The sequence below is a fragment of the Nitratireductor sp. XY-223 genome, from assembly GCF_004959855.1.
In the GTDB taxonomy this organism is placed as follows: Bacteria; Pseudomonadota; Alphaproteobacteria; order Rhizobiales; family Rhizobiaceae; genus Hoeflea_A.
Genome location: NZ_SPNT01000001.1, coordinates 540,415 through 564,830, shown reverse-complemented (window position 1 = coordinate 564,830; position 24,416 = coordinate 540,415). Strand labels below are relative to the sequence as shown.

At 62.4% G+C, this 24,416-nt stretch carries 26 protein-coding genes and 1 pseudogene; 13 read left to right on the top strand and 14 right to left on the bottom strand.

The genetic code is table 11. The features are described 5' to 3' along the window. Positions 1 to 130: 130 nt before the first annotated feature. From E4M07_RS02500 to E4M07_RS02490, 3 genes are all read right to left on the bottom strand, one after another. A complete protein-coding gene (locus tag E4M07_RS02500) occupies positions 131 to 1,084 on the bottom strand; it encodes an antibiotic biosynthesis monooxygenase (protein WP_136656702.1) in 954 nt (317 codons plus the stop codon). A gap of 210 nt (positions 1,085 to 1,294) precedes the next feature. Continuing rightward, positions 1,295 to 2,311, bottom strand: a complete 1,017-nt coding sequence (locus E4M07_RS02495; protein WP_169054059.1) for a Gfo/Idh/MocA family oxidoreductase — start codon at positions 2,309 to 2,311, stop codon at positions 1,295 to 1,297. A gap of 35 nt (positions 2,312 to 2,346) precedes the next feature. Continuing rightward, positions 2,347 to 2,856: a flavin reductase family protein gene (locus E4M07_RS02490; RefSeq protein ID WP_136656700.1), complete on the bottom strand. Its 510-nt coding sequence runs from the start codon at positions 2,854 to 2,856 to the stop codon at positions 2,347 to 2,349. Positions 2,857 to 3,073: 217 nt separating this feature from the next. Here E4M07_RS02490 and E4M07_RS02485 point away from each other — a divergent pair, with 217 nt between their 5' ends. After that, the gene (locus tag E4M07_RS02485; RefSeq protein ID WP_136656699.1) at positions 3,074 to 4,180 is read left to right on the top strand and encodes an LLM class flavin-dependent oxidoreductase; all 1,107 of its coding nucleotides are present in this window, start codon (positions 3,074 to 3,076) and stop codon (positions 4,178 to 4,180) included. Next, a complete protein-coding gene (pcaD, locus tag E4M07_RS02480) occupies positions 4,181 to 4,984 on the top strand; it encodes a 3-oxoadipate enol-lactonase (protein WP_136656698.1) in 804 nt (267 codons plus the stop codon). A gap of 6 nt (positions 4,985 to 4,990) precedes the next feature. On the opposite strand, the gene E4M07_RS02475 is transcribed toward pcaD, so the two are convergent. The 6 genes from E4M07_RS02475 to E4M07_RS02450 form a co-directional block, all read right to left on the bottom strand. After that, positions 4,991 to 5,938: a LysR family transcriptional regulator gene (locus E4M07_RS02475; RefSeq protein WP_136656697.1), complete on the bottom strand. Its 948-nt coding sequence runs from the start codon at positions 5,936 to 5,938 to the stop codon at positions 4,991 to 4,993. Between the two features lie 82 nt (positions 5,939 to 6,020). Then, a complete protein-coding gene (locus E4M07_RS02470; RefSeq protein WP_136656696.1) occupies positions 6,021 to 6,917 on the bottom strand; it encodes an AEC family transporter in 897 nt (298 codons plus the stop codon). Positions 6,918 to 7,037: 120 nt separating this feature from the next. Continuing rightward, entirely contained in the window at positions 7,038 to 7,523 is a 486-nt protein-coding gene (locus tag E4M07_RS02465; RefSeq protein ID WP_136656695.1) for an OsmC family protein, read from the bottom strand. Between the two features lie 59 nt (positions 7,524 to 7,582). Next, positions 7,583 to 8,542 (bottom strand): tripartite tricarboxylate transporter substrate binding protein, encoded by a 960-nt coding sequence (locus E4M07_RS02460; protein ID WP_136656694.1) that lies wholly within the window; start codon positions 8,540 to 8,542, stop codon positions 7,583 to 7,585. Positions 8,543 to 8,625: 83 nt separating this feature from the next. Next, entirely contained in the window at positions 8,626 to 10,119 is a 1,494-nt protein-coding gene (locus E4M07_RS02455) for a tripartite tricarboxylate transporter permease (RefSeq protein WP_136656693.1), read from the bottom strand. Between the two features lie 40 nt (positions 10,120 to 10,159). Further along, a complete protein-coding gene (locus tag E4M07_RS02450) occupies positions 10,160 to 10,675 on the bottom strand; it encodes a tripartite tricarboxylate transporter TctB family protein (protein WP_169054058.1) in 516 nt (171 codons plus the stop codon). Positions 10,676 to 10,869: 194 nt separating this feature from the next. On the opposite strand from E4M07_RS02450, the gene E4M07_RS02445 reads away from it, so the two are divergent. Then, on the top strand, positions 10,870 to 11,793 hold the full coding sequence (locus tag E4M07_RS02445) for a LysR family transcriptional regulator (RefSeq protein WP_136656691.1): 924 nt from the start codon (positions 10,870 to 10,872) through the stop codon (positions 11,791 to 11,793). Between the two features lie 10 nt (positions 11,794 to 11,803). Here E4M07_RS02445 and E4M07_RS02440 read toward each other — a convergent pair whose 3' ends face one another. Then, positions 11,804 to 12,862, bottom strand: a complete 1,059-nt coding sequence (locus E4M07_RS02440) for a Gfo/Idh/MocA family oxidoreductase (RefSeq protein ID WP_136656690.1) — start codon at positions 12,860 to 12,862, stop codon at positions 11,804 to 11,806. A 420-nt stretch (positions 12,863 to 13,282) separates the two neighbouring features. On the opposite strand from E4M07_RS02440, the gene E4M07_RS02435 reads away from it, so the two are divergent. The 6 genes from E4M07_RS02435 to E4M07_RS02410 all read left to right on the top strand — a co-directional run bounded on the left by E4M07_RS02435 (position 13,283) and on the right by E4M07_RS02410 (position 19,228). Further along, entirely contained in the window at positions 13,283 to 13,876 is a 594-nt protein-coding gene (locus E4M07_RS02435; protein ID WP_136656689.1) for a carboxymuconolactone decarboxylase family protein, read from the top strand. A gap of 29 nt (positions 13,877 to 13,905) precedes the next feature. After that, positions 13,906 to 15,021: a tripartite tricarboxylate transporter substrate binding protein gene (locus E4M07_RS02430; RefSeq protein ID WP_169054057.1), complete on the top strand. Its 1,116-nt coding sequence runs from the start codon at positions 13,906 to 13,908 to the stop codon at positions 15,019 to 15,021. Between the two features lie 103 nt (positions 15,022 to 15,124). After that, complete coding sequence (locus E4M07_RS02425; protein ID WP_136656687.1) at positions 15,125 to 15,670, top strand: tripartite tricarboxylate transporter TctB family protein; 546 nt, start codon at positions 15,125 to 15,127, stop codon at positions 15,668 to 15,670. Between the two features lie 3 nt (positions 15,671 to 15,673). Then, on the top strand, positions 15,674 to 17,170 hold the full coding sequence (locus E4M07_RS02420) for a tripartite tricarboxylate transporter permease (protein ID WP_136656686.1): 1,497 nt from the start codon (positions 15,674 to 15,676) through the stop codon (positions 17,168 to 17,170). Continuing rightward, positions 17,163 to 18,293, top strand: a complete 1,131-nt coding sequence (locus E4M07_RS02415; RefSeq protein ID WP_136656685.1) for a Gfo/Idh/MocA family oxidoreductase — start codon at positions 17,163 to 17,165, stop codon at positions 18,291 to 18,293. The genes E4M07_RS02420 and E4M07_RS02415 overlap by 8 nt, the downstream gene beginning before the upstream one ends. Continuing rightward, positions 18,293 to 19,228 (top strand): TRAP transporter substrate-binding protein, encoded by a 936-nt coding sequence (locus E4M07_RS02410; RefSeq protein WP_136656684.1) that lies wholly within the window; start codon positions 18,293 to 18,295, stop codon positions 19,226 to 19,228. The genes E4M07_RS02415 and E4M07_RS02410 overlap by 1 nt, the downstream gene beginning before the upstream one ends. Before the next feature lie 33 nt (positions 19,229 to 19,261). On the opposite strand, the gene E4M07_RS02405 is transcribed toward E4M07_RS02410, so the two are convergent. Further along, complete coding sequence (locus E4M07_RS02405; RefSeq protein ID WP_136656683.1) at positions 19,262 to 20,161, bottom strand: LysR family transcriptional regulator; 900 nt, start codon at positions 20,159 to 20,161, stop codon at positions 19,262 to 19,264. A gap of 118 nt (positions 20,162 to 20,279) precedes the next feature. Between E4M07_RS02405 and E4M07_RS02400 the strand changes: the two genes are divergently transcribed. The 4 genes and pseudogenes from E4M07_RS02400 to E4M07_RS02390 form a co-directional block, all read left to right on the top strand. Further along, positions 20,280 to 21,107, top strand: a complete 828-nt coding sequence (locus E4M07_RS02400; protein ID WP_136656682.1) for a haloalkane dehalogenase — start codon at positions 20,280 to 20,282, stop codon at positions 21,105 to 21,107. Beyond that, positions 21,108 to 21,230: a hypothetical protein gene (locus tag E4M07_RS29840; protein ID WP_281404973.1), complete on the top strand. Its 123-nt coding sequence runs from the start codon at positions 21,108 to 21,110 to the stop codon at positions 21,228 to 21,230. A gap of 32 nt (positions 21,231 to 21,262) precedes the next feature. After that, positions 21,263 to 21,631: a hypothetical protein gene (locus E4M07_RS02395; protein WP_136656681.1), complete on the top strand. Its 369-nt coding sequence runs from the start codon at positions 21,263 to 21,265 to the stop codon at positions 21,629 to 21,631. Further along, positions 21,628 to 22,515, top strand: a pseudogene (locus E4M07_RS02390) (alpha/beta hydrolase); the annotation flags it as partial. The gene E4M07_RS02395 and the pseudogene E4M07_RS02390, both read left to right, overlap by 4 nt. A 38-nt stretch (positions 22,516 to 22,553) precedes the next feature. Here the strand turns inward: E4M07_RS02390 and E4M07_RS29465 are convergent. The 3 genes from E4M07_RS29465 to E4M07_RS02375 form a co-directional block, all read right to left on the bottom strand. Beyond that, positions 22,554 to 23,102, bottom strand: a complete 549-nt coding sequence (locus tag E4M07_RS29465) for a DUF2478 domain-containing protein (protein WP_136656679.1) — start codon at positions 23,100 to 23,102, stop codon at positions 22,554 to 22,556. Between the two features lie 93 nt (positions 23,103 to 23,195). Continuing rightward, on the bottom strand, positions 23,196 to 23,840 hold the full coding sequence (locus E4M07_RS02380) for a carbonic anhydrase (protein WP_136656678.1): 645 nt from the start codon (positions 23,838 to 23,840) through the stop codon (positions 23,196 to 23,198). Beyond that, complete coding sequence (locus tag E4M07_RS02375) at positions 23,830 to 24,411, bottom strand: hemerythrin domain-containing protein (protein WP_206057158.1); 582 nt, start codon at positions 24,409 to 24,411, stop codon at positions 23,830 to 23,832. The genes E4M07_RS02380 and E4M07_RS02375 overlap by 11 nt, the downstream gene beginning before the upstream one ends. Positions 24,412 to 24,416: the final 5 nt, after the last annotated feature.

Genomic DNA, 24,416 nt, shown 5'->3' with positions numbered 1-24,416 from the left:
TGCCAAGCAATAAATTTCTGGAAAGGGTCGCAAATCACCATCGGGGCCGATCAATTCACCGGCGATATTATGCCGATGTTCACGCCATCGAACATCGGGAGAAGAAGACGCATCCCGATTGGAGACGCTCTCAGAGGCGACCCACAACGGCAAAAAGCGCCACCAGCGCCCCGTAAAGCGCGACGATGGTGCCCGTGCCCAGTATCAGAACCCGCCGTCCGGACTGTCCGGTGTCCGCGAGCCATGGCCTGAACAGGCGCGTCACGGCCGGCATCGCGACCCAGGTCAGGAACAGAACGCTGCACACGTTCGAGACGAACACGGCATAGGCGCGGGGCCAACCGGCAATCTGCGGCAGAAGAAACAGCGTCAACAGCATGATGGTCGGATAAAGCGCAAGCAGAATAATCATCGCCATTTTCCACTGCGGCGGCCGGCCGTCCGTCGTCTCGCCCGACGCGTTGCCGAACCAGTCCTCGAAGCCCCGGCCGACGCGATGGAAATCGACCCGCTCGAAAAACGGCTCGGCCCGCTCCAGCATCTTTTTGCGAATATCTGAATTCAACCAGGCTTCAAGCTGCGGCGTACTGTCGAACCGATAGATCAGGACCCACTCGTCCTGAACACCTTCGACCGGCGCGATCGTCTCGGAACTGCGGAACCCTGCGAACGGTCGCACCGCGCGATCCATTTCCTTTCGCCACTGTATGTAGTCATCGGTGCATTCCGGTTTGACGAGCTGCGAAATAACCACTGTCACCGGCGCCGTTGACGTTCCGGCGTCGGCGATCACCTGCTTGCTGATCGGCGCGCCGATCATGGTCTCGGCTTCGTCCAGCAGCACCTTGAAAGCACTTGATCCGACCAGGGCTCTGAGCTGTTCGACCGATGCAAAGCGAATGATGTGCACCCATTCGTCCTGCACGCCGTCAATCGGCTCGAATATGTCGGACGCAACCAGCCCGTCCGCGCCTTGTGCCAGCTCCGTCACCTTGCGGTGCCACGCCCGGCACGCGTCTTGACCCCCGGAGGCAGCGGTGTGGGACAACATGATGGATGCCGATTTGCCCGTGTCAGAACCCATTCCGGATCACCGTCATTCTATTTTTTGGTGCATCCGTTAAACCTGACTCGCCTGTTACATTACAAGCGCAAAGAGCCGGGCCGGAGAAGTGGCCCGCCCTATGCCCTTCTCCGGCTCCGGTCCTGGGCCGCGTTCGCGGCACCGGCCCCTTGCGTCGGCTGCCGGACTTATTGGGAGTAACATCCGGCAATGACGCCGCGCCAAAGGGCTTTAACCAAGGTGAATTGTCTCGCCGCCCTCCGCCGACTGTGCGATGGCCTCGAGGACCTCGATATTGTGAACAAGTTCCTCCGATGTATAGGGATAGGCCGCCTCGCCGCGTATGCCGGCGGCGAACGCTTCCAGATTGGCGACCACCGTATCGGTCCAGTCGTAGCGCTCCGTCTCCGGCGCAGCGCCGGTCCGCGACAGAACGAGCTCCGCAATGCCGCCGGGCGTGTCGGGATGCGTGTCGTTGCGCACTTCAACCCACTGATCCGACCCGAAGACATGGAGGCGGATGAAATGCGGTGTTGCGAGCACCGCGCTTAGGCTCGCCGTCATGCCGGCTTCAAAACCGAGCTGAACGGTCACCACGTCGCCGGTTTCCCAGCCCAGTATCCGGCTCGCGGTCAGCGCCTGCACCGTGCGCACCCGGCCGAAGAGCGAGATGTAAAGGTCGGTGAGGTGGATACCCATCGCCGTCATGCCGGCGGCCGGTGAAACCGCTTTCGACGTCCGCCAGTCGCCGGCCGGCACGTTGATGAGCTTGTCGTGGCTGAATGCCGCCTCGGCATGCATGACCGTTCCGAGCGCACCCTCCTCGACCAGCGCGCGGACCTTCATCAGCGCGGGTTCGAAACGGCGTTCGTGACCGATGCCGAGGACAACCCCGGCCGCCTCGCACGCGGCAACCGATCGCCGGGCGCTTGCGCCGGTCAGGCCGAGCGGCTTTTCGCAAAAGACATGTTTGCCGGCCGCCGCCGCGGCCACCACCTGCGCCTCGTGCATCGTGTTGGGCGTCGTCAGCACAACCGCGGTGATTTCAGGATCGGCGAGCGCGGCATCGAGATCAGCCGTCGTGCGCACGCCGTGCTCGCCGGCCAGCTTTCGCCGGTCCTCGGCGGGATCGATCACCAGTACCGGCCGGATATTCGGATTTTCCGAAAGACGCCGAACCATGTGCTGGCCCCACCAGCCGTATCCGGCAATTGCGATATTGACCCTGTCGGATCGACCGTCCGGCATTGCGCCCCCTGTTTGTCCTGTGTCCTGCATCGCCGTCAGGCGGCTGCCTCGGAAAGATGGGTGAACTGGCCGCGGTGGAAGACCAGCGGCTGCTTCTCGAAGGTCGAAATGCCGATCACCTCGCCGAGATAGATCTCGTGGTCGCCGCCCTCGTGACGCCTGTAGGTGCGGCACTCGAGCTGGGCGTGAACCCCGTCGATCAGCGGCACGTTCTCGATCCCCGGCCGATGGGCGATATCGCGAAACTTGTCCTCCGACGGGCGGGCGAACTGCATGCACAGGTCCCGCTGGTCCCTGGCCAGTATGTTGATGGCGAAAGCATTGTAGTTGCGGAAGGCGTCGAAGCTCGGCGCTGTGCGCGCCAGGCTCCAAAGGATCAGCGGCGGCGAAAGCGACACCGAGTTGAACGAGTTGATGGTCAGTCCGACGGGACGCCCGCCCTCGCCGAGGGTCGTCACCACGGCGACGCCGGTGGCAAAGTGGCCGAGCGCGTCGCGCAGCATGTTGCGGTCAATCTGGATCGTATTCGGGATCGTATCACTCATCTTCGCCGCCGGTTGTTGTTTGCGGATTGCCGACAAGATAGGTGGGCCGGGAAATGCGGACAAATTATTTTGCGTTATGCCGGTCATCAGCACTTCTGAAACCCGGCCATCAGCAGTGCTGAACGCGTCAATAAGCCAAAATCATTACGCTTTCGCGCCCGGGAACCATATGCTCGGTGGTGTTCCCTTCAACCAGAAAAACCAATGGGATTAAGCGATGGATGTCTCGTTCTTCACCATGCCGATCCATCCGGTCGACAAGCCGATTTCGCAGTCGCTGCGCGAAGACCGCGAGGCATTTCTGCTGGCCGACAGGCTAGGCTTCAAGGAAGGCTATGTCGGCGAACATACGACGGATCTCGCCGAGAACGTCACGTCCTGCGTCGCCTTCCTGGCGAGCCTTGCCTACGAGACCGAGAATATCCGCCTGGGCACCGGCACCGTCAATCTGCCGAACAGCCATCCGGCCGCCGTTGCCGGCCAGGTCGCCATGCTTGATCACATGCTCGAGGGGCGTTTCAATTTCGGCATCAGCCCCGGCGGGCTGCTGTCCGACGCCGAGGTCTTCGGAAACCTGGAGGCGGACCGCAACGCCATGTTCGTCGAGGGTATCAACATGATCCTCGATATCTGGGCCGGCGACGCGCCCTATAACCTGAAGGGGGACCACTGGCAGATCACGACGGAAAAGACCATGATGCCGGAAATCGGCCAGGGCACCGTCATCAAGCCCTATCAGGATCCGCACCCGCCCATCGTCGGAACCGCCGTCGCCCCCTTCTCCAAGGGCGTGACGGCCATGGCCGCGCGCGGATGGGAGCCGATCTCGGCGAACTTCCTGTTGCCCAAATGGGTGGCCAGCCACTGGCCGAAATATGTCGAGGGATGCGAACTCGGCAACCGTCCGGCCGATCCCGGAAACTGGCGTGTCGCCAAAAGCATTTTCGTCGCCGACGACGAAGCGACCGCGAAACGCTATGCCACCGACCCGAACGGGCCTTACGTCTCCTACTACCGCTCCATCGTTACCAAGATGCGACGCGGCGGCCGGCTGAACCTTTTCAAGGAAGACCAGAACATGGCCGACGACGATGTCACGCTGGACGATGTCTGCGACCAGCTCATCATCTACGGCACGCCCGACAGCGTTGCCGACCAGATCCTCGCCTTCCGCGAGAAGGTCGGCGATTTCGGCCATCTGGTCTATGCCGGCCACGACTGGGCCGACCCGGAACTCGGACGGCGCTCGATGGTGCTCATGGCCGAAAAGGTGATCCCGGCAATCAAAGAGGCGATCAGGGCGCCGGCGGCGGTGGCGCAGTAGATGACATCAGGAAAAATCGAAGTCGGCACGCACGCGCTCAACTGCCGCGTGGACGGCGAACCCGGAAATCCGTGGCTCATCCTTTCCAACTCGCTGGCAACCGACCACGAAATGTGGCAGCCGCAGATCGACGCCCTCACCCGGACCCACCGGGTGCTGCGCTACGACACCCGCGGCCACGGCGCGAGCGCAGCCCCGCCGGGTCCTTACGAATTCGACCATCTGGTGGCCGACGTCATCGCGCTGATGGATGCGCATGAGATCGAAAAGGCAACATTCATGGGCCTGTCACTGGGCGGCATGACGGCGCTCGGTCTCGCACTCGACCACCCCGACCGCATCGAGCGCATCATCTGCTGCGACGCACGCGCCGACGCGCCCGATATCTACAAAAAGATGTGGCCCGCAATGATCGGCAAGGCACGCGAGGAAGGCATGGACGCGCTTGTCGGACCGACGCTGGAACGCTGGTTCAGCGAACACTTCCGAAGCAACCCGGCCAGCCGCGCTGCGCTCGAGGCAACCCGCGACATGATCCGGCGCACCGCCGTCGAAGGCTATGCCGGCTGCGCCTCGGCACTCATGCGCCTCGACTACCTGCCGCGCCTTCCGCAGATCTCGGTTCCGGCGCACTTCATCGTCGGCGAGCACGATCCCGCTGCCCCGCTGCCGGTCATGCGGGAGATGGCCGAGGCAACGCCCGGCGCCGACTTCACGGTCATCCCGGGTGCCGCGCATCTTTCGAATGTCGAAAGGCCGGACGTCTTCAACGACGTGGTCACAACCTGGCTGGCGCGTGCCTGACGCGCCCTAGCCGGAGACGGAGTCGCCAGCCCCGAGCTTGCTGTTGCAGAACGTGCAGGTGGTCCGGATTTCCTTGACGATTTCCTCGGCAAAGAGTTCTGCCGCCTGGGTCTTCGATTGGGACGCCGGTTCAATGAACACGTAGTCGACGACCAACGGCGGATTGATGACCGGATGCAGTTTGCGGCGCGGATCGTCTATGTCCGGCAGACACAGGCAGCCCGGCAGGATCGTCGTCCAATCGCTGCGCGAAACGAGATCCAGCGTCGCCATCATCGTGTCGAGCTCCATGATGGAATCGATCGGCACCTGATAGGTCTCGAGATAGGTATCAATCTTCTCGCGGCGTGCGTTGCCGGGTCCCGGCAGCGCCAGTTTCAAGGGCTTGCACTTGGACAGATCCACCGGTTCGAGATGCTTGCGCTTGGTGTTCGGCGACGTGACGAACACCTCGACATCGGTCGCCAGGTGCTCCGCCTTCAACCCGGGCACCATCTTTCCCGACGGCACCACCGCCATGTCCAGTTGACCGTTGGTGACCGCCTCGCACAGAACCGCGCTGTAGGCCTCGGTAACCTTGATCTCGACATTCGGATAGTGCCGCGCGAACCGCTCCAGAACCGGGGCGAGCACGGCGCGAGCGAATGTCGGCATCATGCCGACCTGCACGCGGCCGCTGACCTGGCCGGAGAGCGTCTGCACGTCGTTTTCGATGGCGCTGACTTCCCGCAGGATGCGCGTCGCGCGTTCGTAAAGGCGGTCGCCCGCGGTCGTCGGCGTAACGCCCGTCGACGAGCGGTCGAAAAGCCGCAGGCCCAGCCGCTCCTCGAGCTCCTTGATCTGCATACTCAGCCCGGACTGCGTCGCATTGACCCTGCGGGCAGCGGCTGTAAAGGAGCGTTCCTCGTGGATGGCGACAAGGAAGCGCAACTGGCGAAGATTCACATAAATCATGTGATCGAATAGCTATCCCTGAATGTTATCATTATTACTGATATCCTTACAGCACCGGCGCCCACCGCGCAACGACCGGTTTCTAGGGCATCTGCCCCGACACGGCATAAGCGGACCACAACAGCGCCGGCAGCAGCGTGAATGTCAGAAGCGTCGAAACGACGACGGCGCCCGCCACCTGCCGCGCATCTTCGCGGTAGCGTTCGGCAAAGACGTAGTTGACGATTGCGGTCGGCATGGTCGCGAGCAGGAAAACGGTTCCTGCCTCAACACCGGTCAGCGACAGCGCGGCAATCACGATGAGGCTGGCCGGCAGACCGATGCAAAGGCGCGCAACAGCGATCGTGATCGCCGGTTTCAGATCGGAAACGGAAAGCCTGGCAAGCGACGTTCCGAGCAGGATCAGCATCGCCGGGATCATCATCCCACCGAGGAGCTCGGTGGTCGATGCGATGATGACCGGCACTTCGACGCCGGTGACGACGACGACGCCGACCAGCAGGATCGAATAGACCAGCGGCTGGTGTGCCAGGTCCCTGATGCGGTACTGGCCGGAGGATATCGCGGCACCCACCGTGTACTGCAGAAGGGCGATGACAAAGAAATAGGAAACGCCGAGCGCAAGGCCCGTCTCGCCGAAGGCCAGGAGCACCAGCGGCAAGCCGATATTGCCGGAATTCGGCATCATCAGACTGGGCAGAAACGTGCGGTAGGACATGCCGGCGAGCTTCAGGACAACGAGCCCGAGCAGAGCGGCGATGGAAACGCACAGAACCGCCGACAGCGCCATTTTCAGGACCGTCCCGCCGCTGATATCGAGCGAGGTCAGTGTCGAGAAGATCAGGCAGGGCGTTGCGACGAGAAGCACCAGCGAACTGATCGTGCCGCTGTCGATATGCAGCTTCGAGCGGCCGAGCACATAGCCCACGAAGGTCATGACGAAAATCGGACCAACCACATTCAGAATCTGACCGTACATCGCAAAACCTTGGGTGTGGATCGGCCGGATGGCGTCTCATCATGCCAATGGAATCATGCCCTTACCTATACGGACCTATAGTATGTGCCGGCGCGGCCGGCAATTCCGGATCCGCCTGCATCAGGTCATTTCAAGCACCGGCTGCGCGGCACCGTTGACGGTCCAGCGTTCCACAACCTGGGAACCGGATTGCTGAAGCATCTTCGAAACCGCACAATGATGGCGCAGGTCCGCCATGACCCGCTCGACGGCGGCCTGCGGGCCGCTTGTCTCCACGGCAATATTGATGACCACCTCGGGAAAAGGCACATCGATCGGCTCGATCAGGCGTGTGCCGCGGCTGTCCATCGTTGTCCGGATGTTGATCTCCATGGAATCGAAGGAGATACCGTGATGGGTCGCCAGCTTGTTGGCGATCACATGGGTGCAGCCCGCCAGCCCCGCGAATACGAGCTCGACAGGCATCGGTCCTTCATTCGTGCCGCCACGCTCGATCGGCTCGTCAATAACCGTATCGAAGGTGCGCGACGATGCGACGCTGCGCGTCGTGCTTTGCGCCGTTGCCGCCGTCCTGAAGTTCCAGATCGGCTTTTCCTTGATCTTCATGGTCCGATTTCCCCGGGTGACGGCATGCCGGGGGACCCGGCATGCCAGTTTGTTTGCGGTCAGTTGGACGTGATCTGATCCACGAGGGCCTTGTATTCCAGAGCCTGCGCCTCGCGCATCTTCTGGTAGTCGGGCCCGTCCAGGAAGTCGCGATTCTCGCCCAGCCGCCCCATGAGGCGGGTGTAGGTCTTGTCCTCCTGCAGCGCCTTGAAGGCGGTGCGCAGCGTCTCAAGAACCTCCGGCGGCGTATCGGCGGGCGCCAGGACCACGCGATGCATGAACCCGACATCACCGTCGACGCCGATTTCGGGGAAAGTTGGAACGCCCTCGACCATCGTCTCGTTGCCGGCAGTGGCGAGCAGCCGTACCTCGCCGCTGTCGAGCAGGCTCGACAGTGTGGCCGGGAAGCCCATCGTGATATCGGCTTCACCCTTGAGAAGCGCCTGCATGGCAGGGCCGCCCCCCTTGTAGGGGATCATGTTGAATGTGATCCCGCGGGCTTTCATGATCTGCGCCGCGGGGACGAACAATGCACCCCAGTTACCGGAGTGGGCCATTTTCAATGCGCCCGGATTCTCTTCCGCGTGGCGGACCACATCCTCGAATGTCTTAAACGGGCTGTCGCCGCGCACGACGATGCCGATCGGCGCGTAGTTGACCCGCGCGACCGGAACGAAATCCTTGTTCGGATCATAGGGCAGGTTCTCGACGTGCTGTTGCAGCATATCGATATAGTTGTGACTGAACAGCAGCGTATAGCCGTCGGCCGGCGCGGTCGCGGCTTCCTGGGTTCCCTTCTGGCCGCCGGCGCCCGGTGTCAGGCGCACGATCATGGCCTGGTTGAGATAGGCCGGTATGATGCTCGAAATGACTCGGGCGTTGAGGTCGTGCGAGCCGCCCGCCCCAAGCGGAATGACAAGCGTAACCGGCTTTTCCGGATATTCGGCAACGGCCGGGGCCGCCAGGCCGCCGAGCATTGCCGCCGCAAGTGCGAATTTCAGTATATGACGTCTGATCATAGTATCCTCCCGATCCTTGTGATCAATTTTGGCACGCAGTAATCGTGACGTTCGAATTGTCCTTGTGCCCTCCTCGTTTCTGGCTAGTGCGCATTGGAAACCCGTGACATGTTGGCCATGCGGCGCCACAGGTAAAAGCCGATCAGCGGTGTGATTATCAGGATCGCCAGCATGCTCGGCCGCTGGCTGATGGCGAAGCCGATCAGGTCTCCGTTGGACATCGCCATGGTCTGGCCGAAGGCATATTCGAGCGGGCCGCCGAGGATGAATCCCATGACCATGGGCATGACCTCGAAGCGGGCGATGCGGGCGATGATCCCGAAGGCGCCGAAACCGATCAGCATCAGAAGGTCCACCGGATCCGAGCGGAAGACGAACGATCCCGCGAAAGCGAACATGATGACCGCCGGAATAAGCAGCGAGTTCTTGATGGTGACGATGCGGGCGAAGAACGGGATCGACAGATAGCCGATAATCAGGAACAGGATGTTGGCAAACACCATCGCCGTCAGGATGGCGAAGACGACGGCGCCCTGCTCTTCGAAGAGCTGCGGGCCCGGCCGCAGGCCCTGCGCCACGAAGGCGCCGAGAAGAATGGCGGTGACATTGTCGCCGGGAATGCCGAGAGTCAGCAGCGGCACCAGGGTCGGTCCGTTGACCGCGTTGTTCGCCGCCTCCGCCGCCGCCACGCCCTCGATCTCGCCCTTGCCGAACGTCTCGGGATGGTCGGAGGCGTTCTTCGCAGCCGTATAGCCGAGCATCGCAGCCACCACCTGCCCCAGCCCCGGCACGATGCCGATGGCCGTGCCGATGGCGGTCGAGCGCAGAATGGTGCGCATGCAGCGCTTCAGCTCGGCGAGATGCAGCCGCTCGCCGACGATCTTGGCGGTCTGGGCGATGTCCACCCGGCGGCCGACCACGGCGGCGATTTCCGGCAGGGCGAAGAGCCCGATCAGCATCGGCAGCAACGGAATGCCGCCGCGCAACTCGAAACTGCCGAAAGTGAAACGCTCGACCCCGCCGAGCGGGTCGGTCCCGACAAAGGACAGCCAAAGACCCGCCGTCATCATCATCAGGCTTTTGACCGGGTTGCTGCCGGCGGTCATGGCGATCACGATCAGGCTCAGAAACAGGATCGCCGCCAGTTCCGGCGGACCGAACTGCATGACCAGAAGCGCGATCGGAAAGATCATCATGATGGTCAGAATGTCGGAGGTGAAGTCGCCGAAGAGGGACGAGAACAATGCGATGTCGAGTGCTTTGCGCGACTTGCCTTTCTTCGTCAGCGCATGGCCGTCGGCGGTTGTCGCGACTGCCGCGCCCGTTCCCGGCATCGAGACCAGGATGGCCGGCACGCTGCCGCCGAAAATGCCGCCCTTGTAGATGCCCAGCAGAAACGGAATTCCGACGATCGGATCGAGGAAAAAAGACACCGGCAGGAGGATCGCCATCGCCATCAGCGTGGTGAATCCGGGCAGCGAGCCGACGAGCATGCCGAAGAACAGCCCGACACCCATCATGAAGAAGGTGTCGAGCCTGAATGCCATGAAGAATCCGGTTGCGAACTGGTCAATCATCGGCAGCCTGCAGTGTCGATTGGTTACGCATGAATGAGTGTCAGCCTCCGAGTATTCTGGCGATTAGGAATTCGATGCCGCTCTGCTCCGGCAGCGAGACCAGCAGGACCCGGGTCGCCAGGAGATAGAACGCGAGCGGCAGGATCGCCGAGAAGATGGCGATCTGGATGATGTTGCGGTTGCCGGCCAGCAGCGACAGAAGCACCATTGCGATGAAGGTCGATGTCAGGAACCCGAGCGGATCGAAGGTCAGCGCATAAAGCACCAGCACCACGAAGAACGCGCCGATTCTGATCCAGTTCGTCTGCCGGTTGAGGCCATCGTCAACAGCCATCTGCGCCTGGCCCGACCGCCGGAACATCGCGTAAAAGAACAGGCCGCAAAGGACGATCATCATCGCCATGGTGATGAGCGGAAATGCGGTCGGCTCGATGGCGCTCAGCGAGCGCCCGAACAGCGTCTTCGGCTTGGCGACGAAGGCATCGATGAACAGGGCAAAGACCACCGCCAGCAACAGCAGCGTTCCGGCAACGGCGATTTCCATGCGCTTCTGCATCAGCGCTTCCGCCGCTCGGAAATAACTCCGTTTCTCATTGTTCCTCCCGAAATCTGAGCTGAAGTCTAATGTCTCACAGGAACAAACCGAAATGCATTCTTGGTTTACATCTATGACAATTTGGAATAGCCAATGGCTGGGCCGCCGGGGCACAATGCGATAAACCCGGACTGTTCGACAGCGGGGCATGACGAATGAAGATCAGGCAACTCGAGGCCATGCGGGCGCTCATCGCCACCGGAACGACAACCCAGGCCGCCGAGGTGATGGGCATCAGCCAGTCTGCCATCAGCCGGCTGATCAGCCAGCTGGAGGACACGCTCGGCTTTGTTCTGTTCGACCGCCATCGCGGCCGGCTGACGATTACGCCGGAGGGCCGCGAGTTCTACGGCATCGCCGAGGATATCCTCACCCAGGTCGACCAGATCCAGGAGACCGCCTCCAACATTCGCGCCCACGGCACGGGAACCCTGCGCGTGGTGGCGATGCCGGCGATCGGCACCTGCATGCTGCCGCAGCCCCTGAAGATGCTGCGCGAGGAATACCCCAACCTCAACATCATCATCGATCTGAAAAACCGGAGCGAACTGCAGCAGGCCGTTGCCGAACGGCGCTACGATATCGGCCTTGCGACGCTGCCGATCGTCCAGCAGGGCCTGGTCGTCGAGCCGCTGTGCACCGTGCGCTCGGTCATCATCATGCCGAAGGGCCACAGGCTGGCCGGCAAGGATGTCGTGGGCGCAGAGGACCTCGACGGCGAAAGCCTGGTCTCGCTGTCCGCCGATACGGTCATGCGCTACCGGACCGAGGAACTGTTCACACGCCTGAAGATCAAGTGCCAGTCGGCGATCGAGGCGACATCGACCATCCTTCTGGGCAATCTCGTCAGGATCGGTCTCGGGGTCGCGATCGTCCACCCGTTCGTTGCCGAGCACTTCAATAGCCAGCTTGAAATCCGCCCCTTCGAGCCTGAGGTCGATATCAGCTACGGGCTGATCTATGCCGAGGGTGCCCGCCGCCTGCGTGTTGCCGACCAGCTTTCCAAGAACATGCGCATCTGCTTTTCCAGCTCCAGCCAGTTCATTCCCCAGCCTCAGGAAGGCGGACCTGTGGGTTAATTGCGCTTCCTCAGCTTGCCAGCGAGGTGATATCGGCATCGTTGAGCGGCAGCGAAACCGGCTCGTTGCGTTCGGCCGAAAGGTCCGCCGCGATATAGACCTCCATCACCTTACGGGCCTGTTCGGGCGTCACCAGAACCGGCCGGTCGAGCGCCACCGCTTCGATGAAATGGTGGGTTTCGCTGGCCATGGGCCCGGCGAAGACGTGGTTCACAGGCTCGCCCGGCATTGACGACATCGGGAACTGAATGCCCTTGTCGACGGTGTTGAGGACGACATCGCGATGGGTGTCGTCAATGAGCAGCGCGCCCTTCGTCCCGACCATCTCCAGCGTTGTAGCCGAATAGTTCGGATAGCCGAGCGGCAGGATCCAGCCGGCGCCGATGGTGAAGGAAATGCCGTTGTCCATCGTCACGATGATCCAGGTGCAATCCGGCGCGCCGTTGATCTCCTGCATGGTCTTGTAGACCGTCTGGGCATAGACGCGCACCGGTTTCGCCGGCTCCAGGCACCACAGCACGAAATCGAGATCGTGCGTCGCCTCCATCGCCGCCGGCGAGAGCTTGACACGGCCGGAGATCTTCTTGCCGAGGCTTCGGGTTATGTGCCGGCTGATCAGCGCGCTGACCGGCTCGCCCAGCGTCCCGTCCTCGAGCGACTTCTTGATGAATGCGTATTTCGGATTGAAGCGCTGCGAATATCCGATGGTGAACTTGACCTTGTGCCGGTGCGACAGCGCCACCAGTTCGTCCGCCTCGGCCAGCGTGATGGCGATCGGTTTTTCCAGGAAAACATGCTTGCCGGCGGTGATCGCCGCCTTCGCCATGGGATAGTGCGTCGTCTCGGGGGTCGCCGAGATGATGACCGCATCGACCGACGGGTTCTCGATGATTTCGGCGTAGTCCGTGGTCGCCGTGACCGGATGCGACAGCGCCTTGACCTCGGCCAGCCGTTCCTCGTTGATTTCGGCGATGTGAAGGTCGGCGACAAGCGGATTGGCAAAGCACGCTTCCGCGCGAATGCCGCCGCACCAGCCCGTTCCGACCACGCCTACATTGATCTGCTGCATGAAAACCGCCTTCTGCAACCCTGGGAGCCATGAGTGGATGCCCTGAACCTAATCGCATAGGTGCGGCAACAGAAATGCGAAAAACAGCTTAATCTATGCAAAAAGTGAATACAACAACGCGCGCGGAAGGGCTTTCGGCCGGCAACCGGTTTCGGGGCGCGATCCGGGGAATCTAACCTGTAGGTTTTGTGTTCACAACGGGGTCTGGCAATCAGGATTCTTGATATTCGCCATAGTGACATATGATCACCAGACCGACATTTCTCGTCGAAATCTGCAGCTTGAGACCGTATCCTCAAAATCGGGTTCTTAAGTGGATGGCGACGCGCCCTATACGCCCCGCGAATGAACGGACAACGATGAAACCGCCGCACAAGAAACGGCGGAACGAATGAAGGCGCCTGCCTGGGAGGGATCCGTATGTCGCATGTCGAGCCGTTGAGCATCGAGGAAACGGACGCGGCAAAAGCCGACATTGAGCAACTCGCTTCCGCAACGGGTTTTGTCGCCAATTCCATGCTGCTTCTGGCCCGGCGCCCGGAAATCGCGCGCGCCGTACTCGGCCTCATCCGCGCCGTCGTGCGCAATCCGGACGGCACCGTCGATCCGGCGCTGCGCTGGATGGTGGCCCATGTCACGAGCCGCGCAAACGGCTGCACCTACTGTTCGGCCCACACGCTCAAGAACGGCGCCGACAACGGCGTTCCGGACGACAAGCTGGCGGCGATCTGGGAGTTCGAGACCAACCCGGTCTTCTCTGACGCCGAGCGTGCGGCGCTGCGTGTCGCTGTCACCGGCGGGCAATGCCCGGCCTACGCGACACAGGAGGACATGTCTGAGCTGCGCCGGCATTTTTCCGAGGAGCAGATCATCGAGATCGGCGCGGTCATCGCGCTCTTCGGCTTCAACAACCGCTGGAACGCGCTGATGGCGACGGATCTGGAACCGGAAGTCACTGACTTTCTGGCGGACAAGTCTTTTCAAGGGAGCAGAACAACTAGCCATTCCGGATGAAAGTCCGGCTATTTGAGTGGAGGAGAAAAATGGCAAAATCAAAAGGCAACCCAATCGCCTCGATTGACCGCAGGACCTTTCTGGCCGGATCGGCCGCGTCCATGGCGGCCTTGTCGATCACCATCCCGGCCGACAAGGCCCGGGCGGCCGGTTTTCCGGAACGCGCCATAACGCTGGTGGTCATGTACGGAGCCGGCGGCGGCACAGACACCATCATGCGCAAGCTTGCCGAGGAAATGGCCAACTCTAAGGGCTGGAAGATCAACGTCATCAATAAGCCGGGCGCCGTCGGCGGCGTCGCCACACAATATGTCCACGGCCAGGCTTCCGACGGCTACACGGTTCTCGGCGGCGCCAACTACAACAAGTTCGTGCGTGTCATGGGCCATGTCGACTTCGTGCCCTGGGAAGAATGGGTGTTCTTCCAGGCAGCGACCGCCAATGCCAGTTGGTCGGTGCCGATCGACTCGCCCTTCAAGACCTTCGACGACGTTGTCGCCGCGGCCAAGGCCGATCCCGGCAAGATCACCATCTCGACGTCCGGCACCGGCGGGCTGTGGCACGAACTTGCCCTGATCGTCGGGTCCTTCGCCGATGTCAGCCTGAAATATGTGCCCTACAAGGGCGGCAAGGCCGCGACCCTGGCCGGCCTGCAGGGTGAAGTCGACATCGCCGGCGGCGGCGTGCACGAGCATGTCGACCTCGTCCGCGCCGGAAAGCTGCGCTGCCTGCAGCAGACATCGACCGCGGATATCGACCTCGGCGACGGCAAGGTCATGCCCACCATCGGCGGCCTGCTGCCATCGATCCAGCCCTTCCTGCCGATCGGCGGCACCTACAACTTCATCATGAAGCGCGATACGCCGACGGAGGTCCTTCAGGCGGTCAACGACGCCTTCATCGAGGCGGTGAACTCCGACGGCTTCCAGGACATGGTCAAGAGCAAGTTCTTCCAGACCGACATCCGTACCGGCGAGGCCGCAGACAAGCGCGCCGCGCTCCTGGAAGTGGTCACGGTCGACACGTTCAACAAGTTCTCCGACCAGATCGGCGCCGACGTCGTCACCGCGCAGGATCTCGGCCTGCCCAAGCCGGCTGATTTCGAATCATGGTGGCCGCCGGCAGGCTACAAGCCGCGCATCTGACAGACCGCGGCGCGGGGCATCGCCCACACCGCATCACGTGATACGGCGGGACCGGAACACGGTATCCGGTTCCGCCACATTTTAAATTTCTGGACAAAGCGGCATGACCGAACAGCAAAAGTTCGCCGGCGAGGACGAGCACGCCGGCTTCGCGACACCCCTGCAGGACATAATCGCGGCAGGATTCCTGGTGGCGCTCTCACTATGGATCATGGTCGAAAGCGTGCGCCTGTCGAATCCGGGGTCCCTTTCGACCACGCCGGGCCTTTTGCCGTTCCTGACGGCGGGCAGCCTGTGCGTGATGGCTCTGATCCTCGGCGCCATGGCGATCCGCCGACGAGCGGCCGGCGCCACGACGGTTGAGGACGAGAAACCCGAACATGTGCGCACGGCGATGCTGGCCGCCTTCATTGGCGCCTATCTCCTGGCGCTGCAATATCTGAATTTCGAGTACTCGACGATCATTGCCGGTCTGGAACTCGGCTATGGCGGCTTCGAGGTCATCACGATCGTATTTCTGACCGTGATCCTGACGATCTTCTGGACCGGCGCCATCTGGAAATGCCTTGTCGTCTCGGCCGTCTGGATCACGCTGCTTGCCGCAGCCTTTCGCTATGTCTTCGTTATTCCTCTGCCGGGATCGATCTGACCGATGATGCTTGAATCCATTCTTCAGGCGCTGACGCCTTACATCCTCCTCGTCACCCTTGCCGGCGTTTCGCTCGGCATCGTCTGGGGCGCGATGCCAGGCCTTTCCACCACCATGGCGATGGCCCTTCTTATCGGCCTGTCGGCCAGCATGGACCAGGCGACGGCAATTTCCTTCATGCTCGGTGTCTATACCGGCAGTGTCTTCGGCGGGGCGATATCCGCCGTGCTGATCAACATCCCGGGCACACCGGATGCGGTGCCGACCATGATCGAGGGGCACCAGCTTGCCCGCCGAGGCGAAGGCGGCAAGGCGCTGGGCATTGCCATCGGCGCCTCCTTCATCGGCAACTGGGTCGGCATTCTGCTGCTCATCGGCTTCATTCCGCTGATCCTTGCCTTCGCCCTGCATTTCAGGTCCTGGGAGATGTTCCTGCTCGCTGTCATCGGCATCACCGTCAGCGGCTCGATGTCCGCCGGCAGCCTGCCGCTCAAGGGCTGGATCGCCGGCTGGCTCGGCCTGCTCGTCGCCTTTGTCGGCATCGATCCCATTCACGGCGTGCCGCGCTTCACCTTCGGGACGCTAGAGCTGATGGACGGCATCAACTATGTCGCCGTGCTCATCGGCCTGTTCGGCCTTGCCGAGGTTCTGCGGGTCCTGCCGCAGCGCGAGCACTACTCCATTCCTTCGGAAGTCGGCCGGGTGCTTCCCTCCTTCAGCATGCTTCTGCGCTATTTTCGCACCGCCGTGCGGTCCGGCATCATCGGCACCCTCATCGGCGCCATTCCGGGCGCCGGCGCCAATGTTGCGTCGTTCCTGTCCTATGATATCGGACGGCGCCGGGCGAAACCCGAGGAACGGAAGAAATGGGGTAAGGGCAGCTACGAGGCGATCGTCAGCGCGGAGGTCGCCAACAACGCCAATATCGGCGGCTCGATGCTGCCCATGCTGGCGCTCGGCATTCCCGGCAATGCCGCCGCCGCGGCGCTGCTCGCCGCCCTGACCCTGAAGAACATCGTCGTCGGGCCGACCATCGAGATCGATCACCCCGGCCTCATCTACTTCATCTATTCGGCGCTGATCGTCGCCAACATCCTGATGTACGGCGCGGCGATCGCGCTGATCAAACCCTGCGTCAAACTCTTCAGCCTGCCGCGCGGACTGCTCCTGCCGCTGATCATCCCGATCTGCGTCATCGGCGCCTATGCGGTGCGGCTCAGCATGTTCGACGTGTGGGTCATGTTCGGCGCCGGCATCGCCGGCTATGTCCTGCATGCGTTCCGATTCCCGACCGCGCCGGTCGTTCTCGGCGTCATCCTCGGGCCCCTTGCAGACGAGAACCTGCGGCGCGCCATGCTGCTCTTCGAGGACAAGTCCTTCGGCTTCGTGCTGTCGCAATATTTCGGCACGTTCCTGCTTATCGCCCTTTGCGTGATCTTCGCCGAGGGCCTCATCCGCGCGCGGCGCAACAGAAACTCGGTTGGAGGTGTTGGTGACTGAGAAGAAAAAGGAAATCGGACTGGCGATCATCGGCTGCGGCACAATCGGCCGCATTCGCGCGGAACTGGCGCGCGCCTATCCCGGCGTCGGCTGGATCGGCCTGTGCGATATCAAGTCCGATATCGGCGAAAAGCTGCGCGACGATGTGAAGGCCGATTTTTTCACCACGGATTTCCGCGAGCTGCTCGCCCGGCCCGAAGTCACCGCCGCCATCATTGCGACGGACGAGAATTTCCACACAGACCCGACCCTTGCCGCCGTCGAACGCGGCCTTGATCTCTTCATCGAAAAGCCGCTGGCGACCGACGCGCGCCAGTCGCAGCAGATCCTCGACGCGATCAATGCTGCGGGCGTCGATGCGGTTGTCGGCTATACGCAACGCTTCCGCCGCCGCTTCCTGGCGGTCAAGGAACGGCTGGTCACCGGCCAGATCGGCGACGTGACCTCCGTCGTCACCCGCGCCTTCATGAACCGCATGGTGCCGATCGCCACCGTCAGCCGCACCCAGGACCGCGCGAACCTGACGCCGATGGTCGTCTCCGGCACCCACAGCCTCGACATGTGCATGTGGCTGATGGAGGGAAAGACGCCGGTTTCCGTCTATGCCCAGTCCTGCGATGCCGCGCTCGGCAAATGGGGCACCAAGGATTCCACCTTCGGCATCTTCACCATGGATGACGGGACGATCTGGAGCATGAACATTTCCTGGGCGCTGCCGGTGGTCTGGCCAGGCGCCGTCTACGGCATCGAGATCGGCATTGTCGGCACCAAGGGCGTCATCGACATCGAGGACACGCACCGCGACGTCGTGCTGGCGACGGAAGTCGCGCAAGGGGCCGGCTACGCGCCGGAGGGCTTCGATCCGGGCGCCCCGCGCCATGTCGACTTCCTGACCAGCTACCCGCCCGGCGACCTGCACGACAACCAGCTCTGGGGACCGATGCGCGAGGAGACCAACGCCTGGTACCAGCGCATCTATACCGGCCAGCGCACGCCGCATGCCACGGCGACGGACGGCCACAACAACCTGCTTCTGACGATGGCGATGGACCTGTCGGCCAGGCGCGGCCGGCCCGTCGAACTGCCCGCCGACCCGGACGAGCTCATGCGGGAACTTGTCTGATGGCCGCCATCCCGCTGAAGTTCGGCGGCTACCAGGGGCCGGCGTCGGTGCACACCCGCGCCGGTCATGTCTTCGGCAAGGCTCTGTCCGAGGAACTCGGCGGCACCGTCGATTTTTCCTTCGACGCCAACATCATCGAGCGTGGCCGGAAAGCCTCCGACCTTTTGGACATGGTGGAATCCGGCTCCCTCGACGCCTGCTACTTCTCCTCCAGCTACCTTGCGTCGCGGGTGCCGGAACTCGGCATATTCGACCAGCATTTCATCGTTCCCGACCGGGCCAGGGCCTACGCGGTGCTCGACGGCGCGCTGGGGCGCGAACTGGCCGGGCTGATGCGGGAAAAGACTGGCTATGCGGTGCTCGATTTCTGGGACAACGGCTTCCGCCACATCTCGAACGGGAAAGGGCCGATCCTCGCGCCGCCGGACTGCGCGGGCCTGAAGATCCGCACGCTTGCCAATGACAATCATCAGCGCGTCTTCCGGGCGCTCGGCTTCGAGCCGAAGACCATTGACGTGCGCGACCTTCCGGCGGCGGTCGCCGACGGCACGGTCGACGCGCAGGAAAACCCGCTCACCAACATTTATAATTTCGGGCTCCACGCGCACCACAAATACATCACCCTGACCCGCCACCTCATCGGCGTCGCCATGGTGCTTTTCAACAAGGATGCCGTGAACGCCTGGCCGTCCGACTTCAGGGAGGGCGTGCAGCGGGCCCTGCGCAAGGCGACCGTCGCACAGCGCGGTTTCGCCGACGAGGACGACACGGTCTGCGCTGAGAAACTGGTTGCCGAGGGCGTCGAGATCGCCGAACTCCATGGCGATCAAAGGCTCGCTTTCGTCGATGCGACAAAGGACGAGGTCGCCAAAACCCGCGGGCAGTTCGATGCAAGGCTGATCGGCCTGTTCGACGAGGACCTTGCGGGCGGGTAAGGCGCAACCGGAACCGCGCCGTGTTACCAAATCCTAGGCGAGTTCCCCCTGCAATTGCGGCCGCATCGCTTTAAGGGCGTCGGCGAGGTAGTCGACAAAGCGCCGCACCCGGGTCGTGCGCCTGAGGTCCGAATGCAACAGCAGCCACAGTGAACGTTCCAGGGTGATATCGCCGCCCGGAACACGCACCAGCTCGGGATAGATGGATTCAAAGTAGACGGATGTGTTGACCATGCCGAACCCGCGGCGCAGCAGGCTGAGCTGCAAGACGTGATCGGTGGTCGCGTGGCGCACCTGCGCTTTCGGAAACGACGTCTGCCTGACCCAGTCCGGCGACCGGTTGATCTCGTCCCAGCCGATCCAGTGCAGCCCCTCCCCCTCCGGCCCCGCATTCGGCAGGTGCCGTTCGAGATAGGCGCGGCTGGCATAGGGCGCCAGCGCCATCGGATACAGCTTTCTAGCCACTACGTCCGCGTCGCGGACCTCGTCCGTGTAGCGCAGCGACACATCCGTCTCGAGGCGGTTGATGTCCTCGAACCGGTCGCTGACGTGGATCTCCAGATCGATCTCCGGATATTCGTCGAAGAAACGCACGAGGATGGGGGAGACGATTTCGTAGGCCATCACGCCGGTCATTGAAAAACGCACCGCGCCCGCTTCCTGCCGGTCCAGCCCCTGCAGCCGGCGCCGCGCACCGAGAAAGAGCGTTTCGGCGTCTTGCGCGATCGGCACCAGCGCCCGGCCGGCCGAAGAGAGTTCCAGGCCCGAGCGTGTCCGCTGGAAGAGCTGAACGCCGTAGGTCGCCTCCAGGGCCCTGATATGCCGGTTGACCGTACCGTGCGCCGTGTTCAGTTCAGCCGCGGCGGCCCGCAAGCTGCCCGTGCGGGCAACGGCAAGAAAATAGGGCATCTGCTCCCAGTCCGGTGCGACCATCCGACAGTCCTCATAATTCTGGCTGTGGTCAATTTTTGAACCACTTTGTTCATTTTCAGTGCCATACAGGTGCAAATTTTACCCATAGAGTGACTGCGGTCAACACAAGGGGTCAACAATGAACCGCCGAACACTGCTCAAATCAGCCGCGGCCGCCGCCGTGCTAACCGCCCTCCCGGACGCCCGGTCCTTCGCTTCAACGACACTGCCTCAAAAGAAGGTCCGCACCGTGCTCGGCAATGACATCGCCTATGTCGATGCCGGTGCCGGCCGGCCTGTCGTCTTCCTGCACGGCAATCCGACGTCGTCGTTTCTGTGGCGCAACATCATTCCCCATGTTTCCGGAACCCACAGGGCAATCGCGCCCGACCTGATCGGCATGGGCGACAGTGCCAAGCCGAAACTCGAAAACACCTATGTCGATACCGCCGCGCATCTCCATGCCTTCCTCGACGAGATGGATATCCGCGATGCCGTTCTGGTGATCCACGACTGGGGATCGGCCCTGGGCTGGCACTACGCCCGCACCCGCCCGGACCGGGTCTCGGCGGTGTGTTTCATGGAGGCCATGGCGCCGCCCTTCCATCCGATACCGAGCTACGAATCGCTCGGCCGTTTCGAGGAGTTTCTGCGCAACATCAAGACCCCGGGAGCCGGCGAGAAACTGATCATGGAAAACAACTTCTTCATCGATCAGTTCCTGCGCAACGACAATCCCGACGCGCCCCTTCCCGACGAGATCATGGCGGAATACAACCGCTACTATCCGACGGTCGAGAGCCGCAGGATCCTGCTGGACTGGCCGCGCGAAATCCCGGTCGCCGGTGAACCGGCGGATGTCCATGAAGTCGTCAAGGCCAACAGCGAGTGGCTGCCGACGACGACCTTCCCGAAGCTCATGTTCCATGTCGATCCCGGCGCGATCATTCCGATGCAGCTCGCCTAGATGCTTCAGGGCTCGCTGCAAAACCTGGAGTCGGTTTATCTCGGCACCGGCGGGCACTTCGTTCAGGAAACCTACCCGAATGAAATCGGGCAAGGCCTGTCCGAATGGCTGAAACGCGTGTGATCGCGCAACTCGAACCAGTGCAGGAGAAGAAAATGACAATGACCCAACCGCTCACCCAATCCAGGCTGCCGCTCAATCTCAAGATCATTGTCGGGCTTTATGTTCTGAAATTGCTGCTGGCCACCGGCTTCTACATCGCCTTCGCGACCGGGACCGTCTCGGTCGGCAGCATCACGCCGTCCCTATTGCTCTACACGCTGATCGGGTACGCGGTCGCCTTCGTTGCGATGATGGCGTTCATGACGAGAGGGAACCTGTGGGGCATGCGCGTGTGCATGGCAGCCGATTTTCTGATTTCCATTCCGGCCAAGGCCTTTATCGGGTTTGTAATCGGTGCCGTCGCCATTGCCCTGTCGTTCACGGCATCGGTGCGCGGCCATCTTTCGGGACGCCGGACATGACGTTGCTTCTGCTCGGCATCATCGCAGCCTTATTCCTGATCGCATGGTTCGGGCTTTTTTCCGGCAGCCTCTCCCACGAAGCCGTCAAAGCGTTTGAATTTTCAAGCGCAAGATTGCCGGGCGGGATGAAACTGAACTACCGGGAACACGGAGATCGTCAAAAACCGACGCTCCTTCTCGTCCATGGCGGCGGCGATTCCCTTTCCGCATGGGACGGCTGGGCGAAAACGCTGGCGGCGGATTTCCGCCTCGTTGCTGTGGATCTGCCGGGACACGGCCTGTCGGACCCCTACCCTGACGGTACCTACAGCACGGAACGCCTGGCCGTTTCCCTGAAAGATTTTGTCGATGCCATCGGCCTGAAGGATTTCTGCATCGCCGGCCATTCATTCGGCGGTGAGACGGTGTTGCGCTACGTGGTCGCCAACCCGCACGATGCCAAGGCGATGGTTCTGGTGGCGCCGGGCGGCTACAAGGCCGAAGACGGCCTCAGCGTTCCTCCTGCCATTGCTCGGCTTGCGCTGGGTCCGCTTGGCAAAAGGGCGTTGCGCAACTTCTGGAGCCGGCCGCTTTTCGGCGCGTTTCAGCACAAGAATTTCTTTTTCGAAAGATCGGCCCTGTCCGATGCCGCGATCGACCGGCAGTTTCGACTGCTGCGCTATGCGCCCAATCGCGGCGCAATGCTGTCCCTCGTCATGAACGACATGGCACACCATCGGGACGTCACAGGACTGAACGCGCTCGCATTGCCGTCGCTTTTCCTCTGGGGCCGCCAGGACAGGATCGTGCCGCTTGAAGCCGGCCGGCGAATCGCGGGAGATGTTTCCGGCTCGAAGCTGAAGATCTTCGAGCACATGGGGCACATGCTGCATGTCGAACGGCCCGAGGAAAGCGCCGTCGAGGCGAGAGACTTCCTGCTGGGTCAGGCGGCGGTGCTGCGTTCCGGGCGCCCGTCTGCCGCTGCCCTGCCCCATTCGGCGACCGCATCAGCCTCCGCCGGCAGCAGTAAAGCCAGATCGCCGGCGAATTCCTCGAAGGCCGGCGCATAGGTGTCGCGCACGGCGGTCAGCACGGGAATGCCGAGATCAAGCGCCTTTTCGATGACCGTCCGGAAGCCGTGGCCGTCGGATTCGCCCTTGCCGAAACGGTTGAGGACGAGGAGATCGACACTCCTGTCGAGCGTTCCGATGAGGTCGCCGCAAACGCCGGCCAGCGCCTGCGGATCGAGCTTGCAGCCGCGCGAGCCGGCGCCCAGCGCCTGCGAGATCCGGTGCCGGTCTCCCGTGGTCACGTCCTCTAGATAGGTGATGTCGCAGCAGCTTGTCGGGTCCACCGTCTCCCGCTGAACGAAACCGGCGACGCGAACGCCGTCGGCGCGCAGCGCGGCGATCGCCGCGTCAAACACGCCGTCCACGTGAAAGTCCTTGCCGAAGCGGATCGCCGCAAGGCGGTGCGCGGTTTGGCTGGTCATCCGGAACTCCGTTTTCTCACAATACCTTGCACATTCGGGCGCAGCGGCATAGTGGCCAATATGTCGCCGGACCGGGCGCCTGCCAAGACCGGATCAGGCATGTCCCTGACCGACCCACTTGCCCTCAACTTCGGCCCGCGGGCCGGCAAGCCCGTCGCACCCGCATTCCAGGTCGCGCAGCAGGCCGTCGCTGAGGCCGTAGACCCAGCCGTGGATGGCAAGGTCCTTTCCCCGGCTCCAGGCCGAACGGATGATCGGCGTCCTTGACAGGCTTTCCACCTGCGCCGCGATGCTCATCTCGCAGAGCCGGTTGAGCCGCGTTTCGGGGTCGCCGACCTTTTCAAGTTCCCCAGCCCTCCGGTCGGCGGTATCCCTGATCGGTTGCAGCCAGTGATCGATCAGGCCGTGCCGGTGGCCGTCCATCGCCGCGCGCACGCCGCCGCATCCATAGTGCCCACACACGATTATATGTTTGATTTCAAGGCTTTCCACGGCATATTCAAGAACTGACAAGAGGTTTATGTCGCCCCGGTGCACAAGATTCGCGACATTGCGGTGTACGAACACCTCGCCGGGTTCCAGCCCGGTGATCACATTGGCCGGCACGCGGCTGTCGGAACAGCCGATCCACAGGTAATCCGGGCGCTGCAGGGCCGAAAGCCGGCTGAAATAGTCCGGGTCCTGACGCCGTTTTTCGGTGGCCCATTGGATGTTGTGATCGAGCAGGTCAGACAGCATGTTTCTTCTCCGGATAGTCGATGCCGCGGCGCGCCGCCATGCGGCGACCGAGATTGCGCAGGTCGTCATCCGTCAGGCGCGCCCTTGCGAGGGGCATGATAATAGCATTTTCGACGATAAGATGCCGCCGTTCTTTGGCCGCGAAGCGTTTCAGGAGCCGTGCGAATTGCGGCGCGGGAAATCCTGCGCCATTCGCCTCAAGCGCCCCGGCCAGCCCTTCAACGATCCGGTCAGCGTCGACACGGTCAGATGCATGTTCAAGGCTCAGCTCCCCGAGCACTTCGTCAATGGCGTCCTCGGACATGGCACGGCGGCGCATCAGCGGAAACAGGTCCTCCTCCTCGTCGATGACATGCAGGCCGAACTCGGATTTCAGGAAATCGAGCACGGCCTCGATGAGTTCGCGGTCGAACCCCGCTGCTTCGGCCATTTTGTCGAGCACCGCGCACAGGGTGCGCTGCCGGAAATGGTCGGAAAGAATGTAGTCGAGCGGCGACAGGAGCTGGACGGCCGGCGGCGGCTCGCGCAGCGCCGAAATCGCCATGGTGCGTGCTTCCTGCAGCCGGTCCATGCCCG

Bases quoted from the DNA above. Each gene is read 5' to 3' on its own strand.
- E4M07_RS02500 (WP_136656702.1), bottom strand. From the start codon at position 1,084: ATGGGTTCTGACACGGGCAAATCGGCATCCATCATGTTGTCCCACACC.
- E4M07_RS02495 (WP_169054059.1), bottom strand. From the start codon at position 2,311: ATGCCGGACGGTCGATCCGACAGGGTCAATATCGCAATTGCCGGATAC.
- E4M07_RS02490 (WP_136656700.1), bottom strand. From the start codon at position 2,856: ATGAGTGATACGATCCCGAATACGATCCAGATTGACCGCAACATGCTG.
- E4M07_RS02485 (WP_136656699.1), top strand. From the start codon at position 3,074: ATGGATGTCTCGTTCTTCACCATGCCGATCCATCCGGTCGACAAGCCG.
- pcaD (WP_136656698.1), top strand. From the start codon at position 4,181: ATGACATCAGGAAAAATCGAAGTCGGCACGCACGCGCTCAACTGCCGC.
- E4M07_RS02475 (WP_136656697.1), bottom strand. From the start codon at position 5,938: ATGATTTATGTGAATCTTCGCCAGTTGCGCTTCCTTGTCGCCATCCAC.
- E4M07_RS02470 (WP_136656696.1), bottom strand. From the start codon at position 6,917: ATGTACGGTCAGATTCTGAATGTGGTTGGTCCGATTTTCGTCATGACC.
- E4M07_RS02465 (WP_136656695.1), bottom strand. From the start codon at position 7,523: ATGAAGATCAAGGAAAAGCCGATCTGGAACTTCAGGACGGCGGCAACG.
- E4M07_RS02460 (WP_136656694.1), bottom strand. From the start codon at position 8,542: ATGATCAGACGTCATATACTGAAATTCGCACTTGCGGCGGCAATGCTC.
- E4M07_RS02455 (WP_136656693.1), bottom strand. From the start codon at position 10,119: ATGATTGACCAGTTCGCAACCGGATTCTTCATGGCATTCAGGCTCGAC.
- E4M07_RS02450 (WP_169054058.1), bottom strand. From the start codon at position 10,675: ATGCAGAAGCGCATGGAAATCGCCGTTGCCGGAACGCTGCTGTTGCTG.
- E4M07_RS02445 (WP_136656691.1), top strand. From the start codon at position 10,870: ATGAAGATCAGGCAACTCGAGGCCATGCGGGCGCTCATCGCCACCGGA.
- E4M07_RS02440 (WP_136656690.1), bottom strand. From the start codon at position 12,862: ATGCAGCAGATCAATGTAGGCGTGGTCGGAACGGGCTGGTGCGGCGGC.
- E4M07_RS02435 (WP_136656689.1), top strand. From the start codon at position 13,283: ATGTCGCATGTCGAGCCGTTGAGCATCGAGGAAACGGACGCGGCAAAA.
- E4M07_RS02430 (WP_169054057.1), top strand. From the start codon at position 13,906: ATGGCAAAATCAAAAGGCAACCCAATCGCCTCGATTGACCGCAGGACC.
- E4M07_RS02425 (WP_136656687.1), top strand. From the start codon at position 15,125: ATGACCGAACAGCAAAAGTTCGCCGGCGAGGACGAGCACGCCGGCTTC.
- E4M07_RS02420 (WP_136656686.1), top strand. From the start codon at position 15,674: ATGATGCTTGAATCCATTCTTCAGGCGCTGACGCCTTACATCCTCCTC.
- E4M07_RS02410 (WP_136656684.1), top strand. From the start codon at position 18,293: ATGGCCGCCATCCCGCTGAAGTTCGGCGGCTACCAGGGGCCGGCGTCG.
- E4M07_RS02405 (WP_136656683.1), bottom strand. From the start codon at position 20,161: ATGGTCGCACCGGACTGGGAGCAGATGCCCTATTTTCTTGCCGTTGCC.
- E4M07_RS02400 (WP_136656682.1), top strand. From the start codon at position 20,280: ATGAACCGCCGAACACTGCTCAAATCAGCCGCGGCCGCCGCCGTGCTA.
- E4M07_RS29840 (WP_281404973.1), top strand. From the start codon at position 21,108: ATGCTTCAGGGCTCGCTGCAAAACCTGGAGTCGGTTTATCTCGGCACC.
- E4M07_RS02395 (WP_136656681.1), top strand. From the start codon at position 21,263: ATGACAATGACCCAACCGCTCACCCAATCCAGGCTGCCGCTCAATCTC.
- E4M07_RS29465 (WP_136656679.1), bottom strand. From the start codon at position 23,102: ATGACCAGCCAAACCGCGCACCGCCTTGCGGCGATCCGCTTCGGCAAG.
- E4M07_RS02380 (WP_136656678.1), bottom strand. From the start codon at position 23,840: ATGCTGTCTGACCTGCTCGATCACAACATCCAATGGGCCACCGAAAAA.
- E4M07_RS02375 (WP_206057158.1), bottom strand. From the start codon at position 24,411: ATGGACCGGCTGCAGGAAGCACGCACCATGGCGATTTCGGCGCTGCGC.